Source organism: Candidatus Nitrosocosmicus agrestis, assembly GCF_008389435.1.
Classification (GTDB): Archaea; Thermoproteota; Nitrososphaeria; order Nitrososphaerales; family Nitrososphaeraceae; genus Nitrosocosmicus; species Nitrosocosmicus agrestis.
In genome coordinates this window covers 26,314-33,637 of sequence record NZ_VUYS01000027.1, presented here as the reverse complement: position 1 = coordinate 33,637, position 7,324 = coordinate 26,314, and the positions used below count along the sequence as shown (strand labels likewise).

The 7,324-nt window shown below is 30.8% G+C and carries 5 protein-coding genes and 1 tRNA gene; 4 read left to right on the top strand and 2 right to left on the bottom strand.

What is annotated here, in order from left to right:
- Window positions 1–373: 373 nt before the first annotated feature.
- Window positions 374–1,240 carry a deoxyribonuclease IV gene (locus F1Z66_RS14070; RefSeq protein ID WP_149864263.1) on the bottom strand — a complete coding sequence of 289 codons (867 nt, stop codon included), beginning with the start codon at window positions 1,238–1,240 and terminating at the stop codon, window positions 374–376.
- Window positions 1,241–2,514: 1,274 nt separating this feature from the next.
- Here F1Z66_RS14070 and F1Z66_RS14065 point away from each other — a divergent pair.
- From F1Z66_RS14065 to F1Z66_RS16130, 4 genes are all read left to right on the top strand, one after another.
- Window positions 2,515–2,613: transfer RNA gene (locus F1Z66_RS14065), tRNA-Ser, on the top strand.
- Window positions 2,614–3,191: 578 nt separating this feature from the next.
- Window positions 3,192–3,500, top strand: coding sequence for a hypothetical protein (locus F1Z66_RS14060; RefSeq protein WP_195907549.1), 309 nt, complete (start codon window positions 3,192–3,194; stop codon window positions 3,498–3,500).
- A gap of 1,349 nt (window positions 3,501–4,849) precedes the next feature.
- Window positions 4,850–5,179, top strand: coding sequence for a radical SAM protein (locus tag F1Z66_RS16135; RefSeq protein ID WP_230207578.1), 330 nt, complete (start codon window positions 4,850–4,852; stop codon window positions 5,177–5,179).
- Window positions 5,180–5,333: 154 nt separating this feature from the next.
- Window positions 5,334–5,588, top strand: coding sequence for a hypothetical protein (locus tag F1Z66_RS16130; RefSeq protein ID WP_230207577.1), 255 nt, complete (start codon window positions 5,334–5,336; stop codon window positions 5,586–5,588).
- Between the two features lie 432 nt (window positions 5,589–6,020).
- On the opposite strand, the gene F1Z66_RS14050 is transcribed toward F1Z66_RS16130, so the two are convergent.
- On the bottom strand, window positions 6,021–7,139 hold the full coding sequence (locus F1Z66_RS14050) for a hypothetical protein (RefSeq protein ID WP_149864261.1): 1,119 nt from the start codon (window positions 7,137–7,139) through the stop codon (window positions 6,021–6,023).
- Window positions 7,140–7,324 lie beyond the last annotated feature (185 nt).

Below are 7,324 nucleotides of genomic sequence, written 5' to 3'. Positions count from 1 at the left end.
AAACTTTGATGATTATTTTCCGTGCAGGTTAAAGAATTGTAAGTTAAAGCATGTACAGAATTGGCTACGGTTATTTGCCGACTATCATAACAAAAAGATAAAACCTGTTAACTGAACAGAGCCGAATTTTCTCACCATGCCTTTATTATTCATTATTTTAGAGCTTGTAAATGATGTCTAATATATATACTAGTCATTTTACACCATTTAAACAATCTTTACTGTATTCTTCATTTAGATGTCATTTATCAATATCAATATCAAGAACAGATGATTCTTTAATTGGAATTTTAGTATTATTGCGAAAGATATATGGCTTGTGAGTCTTAGCTCAAATATTTTTTAAATTAAGATTTCTATGCTGAAAATAGGCCTAATTGATCAGGCTCTTTAAGTATTTCATATTTTCAGCATCCCCTCTTTCCGAGTCGATTGGAGTTTCCATGATAAATGGAATGTGAATTAGTCTCTTGTTATTGATCAAAGTTTTGAATCCTGTTGGTCCAATTTTTCCTAATCCAATATGATAATGCCTATCTAAGTTAGATCCTAAATCACCCTTAGAATCATTTATATGAAATAATTTCAAATTTCTGAGTCCCAAAACACTATCTATATTATCAATTAATTCTAATGATTTCGACTCATTAGAGAGATCATATCCTGATGCATACAGATGACATGTATCAAGACAGATGCCATAGTTTTGTGGCTCCAACTTTTCCAGGATTTCACTGATCTGTTCAATCTTGCTACCTATACTATTTTTTTGACCTGCACTATTCTCAAGTAATATTTTTACTTTATTTTTTTGAAATCGCCTTTTTTCGTAATTATTTAGCGATTTACTGCATGCATTGATAAGTTGACTTTTACCATGGTCTTCTCCTTTTCCTAAGTGACTTCCAAGATGTATAACCAAGTAAGGGATTCCAAGAAGATTGCATCGAAATATCTCATCTGCTAGAGTCTCTATAGATTTTTGATACATTTCACTTTCAGGGGCAGATAGATTCGGCAGATAGGGCATATGGACGATTACAGATGAAGAATCAATACCACTTTGCTTTAATTTTTCTTTAAATGTTGAAACCTCGGAATCACCTATATCCTTTGCACTCCATTGCCGAGGACTCCTACTAAATATTTGGAATGTGGTGCACCCCAAGTTCACTGCATTTGAAACAGAATTATGAATTCCTCCGCTAATTGAGACGTGAATGCCTAGTTTCTGGATCATCTTAAATAAAATTGTCCTCTAGAAATTTATAAATTAATAATTGAGAAGCTTTTATTAGGAAAGATAATTTGTAGGTAATACAACTAGAATAAAATTGAAAAGGACATTAGTTGAAGATAATTTTACTATAGATTAATCAAAATAAATTAATATTATTTGTTTTCAAACTGCTTATATCGTTTGTTTGATTGCTATCGTTAGACTAAGATGAATGATAAAGATCTAAATATTGTTTGGGTGTGTAATCAATGTAATCAAAACTTTCTATTTTATTCAGATGTTCAAGATCACAAGACTTCAACTGGCCATTCCAAAATTTTTAAATTTGATTTATTGTCGGGAAGGATGATTGACAAGATTGAAATGAGTTGATTAAATATCTTTCAGATCAATTTCCAAAAAGTTTTATAAATTATTTCTTCTGATTTCTTGACTGTGTTTTTTTATAGTTACCATATGCTTTTTAATGAAATTTAAACGTGGTTCATATGCGACCCAAATCTAATTAATCAGATATATTTTATCAAATACAGTTTAGGATAAATGAGATTAATACGATCTGAAATAGATCTGTATGATTTCGAATCCATAATAGAAAATGTATATCGCATGTTTGACCAACAAAGACAATCACATTAGACAAAAAAATTCTACATCAGCTATCAATTATTTGACCAATAGCAAAATAATATGTCCAATCTGTTCAGTTTAAGTTTTGATCAACATATCCATGGAAAATATTGGCCTTCGCCGCAGTACATTATTAAACTTCAAAAACTGCAAATCATCGATTTTGTCCAGGAACAAGAATTTCTCAAGTTATTTTTTATTTAATCGCATCAGAATTAATAAAAAAATAGAAAGTTAGTCACATGCTCTTATCAATGAGTATAAAGATGTGTTTATTCTGAAACTGCAGTTATCATATAAAATCACTGTGGATAGGATACAACCTGCGTATGTTTATATTAAGTATTGTCAGACCATGTTTTTTATTATATATATATTCTAATCAATTGTTTTCCTTAATCAAACCTCACAAAAAAATTGCACCTGCATAAGATAGAACTTCCATTTATGCAACATTAATTATTTTAAATAACACAAGGATTGATACTGATTTATATGATGTCAAAAAAATCCTCAGGTTCATTTATCAAAGATAGCAGAGTTTGATTGACATCAATAGAAAATAGAATAACCTACTGTTATCAAGTTTATCTATCAATAAATTAGATATAAATAAAAAGCGGATGATTCAACCAATATCAAATGCCGGGGTCGCCTAGCCTGGAAGGGCGCAAGCCTGGAAATTTAGACTAAAAAGCTTGTGGCCCGTGAGGGCCTCGAGGGTTCAAATCCCTCTCCCGGCGCCTTTTTCCCTCAAAAGTGCAATTTCCTAAGGCATATAGTGTTAGTTTATTACTGAATTCCATAGATTCAGTGTTATTTTGCTGAATTGAAGAAAAATCTAGATCGTTGAGACACTCACACATCATAAAAACTTCAGCTCTTAGTTTAGATAGACTATGCAGTCCATTACTGAAGTTGGTCTCGCCTTGTCCACTGTTACAATTTTAAACCATCAATGTTTGATTGAAATTTTAGTGCATTGAAAGTAGCAGCAGTGTGACATATCCATCTACAAATTCAGAAAGAATTGACTTGATATTTTCATTAAATTATTTAGACAAAAGTGAAATTTCTTTTTGAGAAAACAATAACTTCCCTTAATCAAACAATTTAAATTTCTTTAACAGAATTTATGAATTTGTTTTTTTCTTTGGTGATATTAGATCTCAGTATTGACAACATAATGCAAGAGATTGTAATACATGTGACGAAAATACTTTTTCTACTTGTCAGATAGTTAAAAGATTAGTCATATCTGAGTTTGATGGTTTTTACTCAAATTCTTTTGACTCATAGTAATAGATTGTTATATAGAACATTGCATACTCTAATTTTATTGGAACTACAAGACAAATCTGACAAAATACAGAATTTGACTTTGACATTTGTCAAAGTATTGATAGAAAGTACCGGTAAAGAATTGAAAGTACCGGTAAAGTTTATTGATATTTATAATGAGGCATGTAGGTTAAGGGGCGGCAACAGAAACAAAGAAGAGTCAAATCTAGAAATAAGGCAATATGTCAGAGACGATTTGCTAAAGAATGGTTACATCTTTGTAGACCCCACAGACGTTGACTCAATTTATCTAACACAAAAGACAATAGATGAATATTCTGATTATTGATAATCTAGTTATACCGCGTATGCCAGTGTAATAGTTGAATCAGGTGGCATTACAATCAGCAGTATGAGATGAGTATACCATCAGACTTACAACTAACTGAAATTGAAAAGTGGATTTGGTACAACCCAAAGAAGGAATTAAAAACTTAAAATGAGAAAAATAGATTTGATTAATTCTCATTTGGTTAAAGAAATACTAATTTTGTAGATGAATACTTGTTTTTCATTCAATACTTTATATTTTCATAAATTATTCTTCAAGAGATCAGATACAGAATTTTTAAATGACAAAGAGGATAGTAACTATTATTCTTTTTTTTAGAATTAACAAAATAACTGTTACTCGTATTTTTCTAGTAGCGTTATCGGCAAATGATATTTCATAAATGATGATAGCGGACTTAGGGACTTTGACAATAAATATCTGTTTTTGCTTTTTTATGCTCCGATCAATATAATAAAAAATAAATTAACAATACAAAGATTACTAAGAATAATATAACCTATATTAAGTCAAACAATAGGAGGAATAAATTAGGAATAGATGCCCTCCAGTCCCATACAACTAGATTTATAATTAATTTACCCGAGATAAATCATTCAAAAATTGTAAGTCGATTCAGCTTTCTTTACCAAATTATAGCGTTAATCATATCCAATGTTGGATATGAAATTAAGTTAAATTATTTATCAAAGTACCAATTCCTCAAATCAATGATTCAGTGTTGCTCTGAAGTATTCAAATCACATTGCATAAAAACAGGGATTAATCGGCACTTGCAACAGCGTCTTTTTCTTCTTTTTGTTCTGTATTTCTGTATTTGTTTAACCCTGTTTTCTTATTTCCAATCGTGTTTTTTAGCAGAATTTTTTTCTTTAGACACAAGTACGCTTATAGATCATGCTATTTAATCCTCAGAGAAACAACTGGATATATTAAAACTGTAATTCACAGAGTTGGAAAGAGTACTTTTAGAATCGATTAGGATTTCAAACTAGAGCATATTTTATTAAGTAACATTGAATATTCATCGTTTCAAATAATGATTTCAAAAAAAAGTATTGATATTTAAAAATTTTTATCTAGTCATACAAAAGAGGACTATTTAATAAGACATTAACAGTGCAATTTGTGATTCTTATATTATCGTCGTCAATAAAGATCAACACTTTCGCAAATAATCATTAACCATCAAATGATAGTTTCGATTTTTAACATATATACCTAAATTATTTAATCAGCTAATTATATCAAATTATTTAATCTAATCATCAAAATGAGCATATTGTCTGAAAAGAAATCTGCTTGGAATGTTTAATTAATACCAGGATCATATCTTAAGGTTCAAAATGGTCGATGTAGTTTATGGCATGGGAACCAAGGAATTAATAATAAAGTTTTTGCCAAATCTTAGAATGTTATTAAAGTATGCCTCAATCTGGCTATTAAAGTCAAAGCCTTATTTATATGGATCAGTAGACATTGTCAATGTCTGTAATTTACATTGTTCTCACTGTTACTGGTGGAAAACTCGTAGAAACGAATTAAATGAATTATCTCTTCAAGGATGGAAAAAAATTATCCAAAGTACTTTTAAAAAGCATAATGTTTATGTTGTCGCAATAGTGGGAGGAGAACCTATGTTACGAAAGGACGTCATAGAGTTATTTTGTAATTGAGTTACCGTATCGTGTATGTGTAGTTACTAATGGCACTATCCCCATCCAAAGATTTGATAAATTATATTTCTACTGGATTTCACTAGATGGAACAGAAAAAATCCATGATCAAATTAGAGGAGACGGCACCTATACAAAAACCAAGCATAACATTTTGAAGTATATAGAAGGTCCTAGTCGAAACGGTAAACCAGCTTGGAAAGATATTTGGATAACAATGACTATTAATTCAATTAATTACTCAACCATAGAAGATTTAGTAATTGAGTGGAAGGGAATAATAAACAAGATTGGATTTCAGTTTCATACGCCCTTCACAGAAAACGATCCACTTTGGTTACAGTATGGCCAGGTACGCAATGAAATTATTTTAAAAATAATCAATTTAAAAAAAAATATCCGAATGTAATAATGAATACTTTCAAACAATTAGAACTGATGAAAGGTCCTTGGGGTGGAAAATGCAATACACCCATTGATTGCCCATCATGGGCAATTCTATCATAAGATCACAAAGGTGAAATAAAACATCCTTGCTGTATTGGTAGTTCAGATCCAAAATCAATGAAACCCATTTAGGAAAAATGCGGTATTGGTTGCTACTCGGTTTTGGTAGGTCAAGGAATAAAAAATTAATGGATTTCTTTGCGAAGATGAGTTAAATCCAACCAACTTTACCAAAACGAAATATTCCTGGCCAGCTGTGCTAATCCTTATTTGAAAAAAAATCAAATATATTTTGATGTCTAAGGTTCGTTTAAAATAGCTTTGTCCTTTCATTGCATTATTATTAATGGATGGAAACGATTTTACAAAAATTAGAAATAATATTATCTCATTTTTATTTAACTGAAGTATGTACTTTTCTGGCAAGGTTTTTTTCAAATTTTAAAAATATAAAGGCAGTAAATAATCCCAACAATGCACCTATTATTATAGTAGCAGGTAACACAAAATACAGTGAATTCATAAACAAAGGAACAATGTCATCAAGTGTGGTAAACCCAACCGCTTCCAAATCTATAGGTGTCAAGTAATTGCCTAAAGCCAAAGGCAACCACGGGTATCCAATAATATAAAATAAAGAAGCAGATATTGTACCTGCTATAATTAATTTAGTATTTTGATCAACTGCAACACGTGACGAGAGAGACTTCTTGTATAAAAATACGTCCACGATAAAGAAAGGCAATGCAGATAAGAGATAGTATGGCATAAACGCAGTAGTTACTACAGATGGTAAAATATTTGTTAATAGAGTCATCAAGAAAACCCCGGTTCCAATCAAACTCAAATATCCAAATTTTTTTGTTGTCTTTATAATTGAAATTGCAACCAGCGAGTTAACTATCGGTAAAAATATAATTGCAATCAAGGATTCAATTAGTGGATTTAAATTAAAATTAAATAATTCCCCGTTAGATATAGGTAATGCGAAAATGTAAATGAATGATATAAGGTTCAGCCAAAGAGCAATAAAAGCAAAAATAAGAAAAATTCGACACAATTTAGAAACAAAGAGATTCTGGATTGCGGGCATAATTCTCACCAATCCAATCGCGCTTCCAAATGAATTGATAAGCATGCCAGTAATCAATAGCAAATGGGTAGGGCTCAAAAAACCATCGACACCAAATAATTGATGCCAAAAATAATCTCCAGGGCCGGCGATTAATGAAAGAGAAGAACCCAAGATCAGTAATCTTAAGGGCAGGTAGATAGAATTCTGGCGAAGATCTTTATGGCGCAGTATCAGAGTTATACATAGTATTGCTGATACAATTAAAACAAATATTCCAGCATAAAGAATTGCATGTGATGGTGTAAAAAAAGTTTCAGGTTTAAACAGCAAATGAGAGGTAACATCCCAATTTCCACCGCCGATCTGCAATATCGAACCGGTGCCTGCAAGTATAAATACTAGTGCGATCAGTCTGGATAAATTACGATTGGTCGGCAAATTCGGATCCATGAAATCAATAAAACATAAGATCTTATAAATATTACTGACTGGTCAGTCAGATAAATTTTGAGAGTGTTTGAGTAGAATTCAACCTAAAAAAAAGAAATAGATTTTGATATACATTATCGTTCAGATGTTAATATATCTGCTTAAAATAGATTATTCCTACTTGATGGTAATGA

Excerpts from the sequence above, each read along its gene's own strand:
- F1Z66_RS14070 (WP_149864263.1), bottom strand. The coding sequence starts at position 1,240 with ATGATCCAGAAACTAGGCATTCACGTCTCAATTAGCGGAGGAATTCAT.
- F1Z66_RS16135 (WP_230207578.1), top strand. The coding sequence starts at position 4,850 with ATGGTCGATGTAGTTTATGGCATGGGAACCAAGGAATTAATAATAAAG.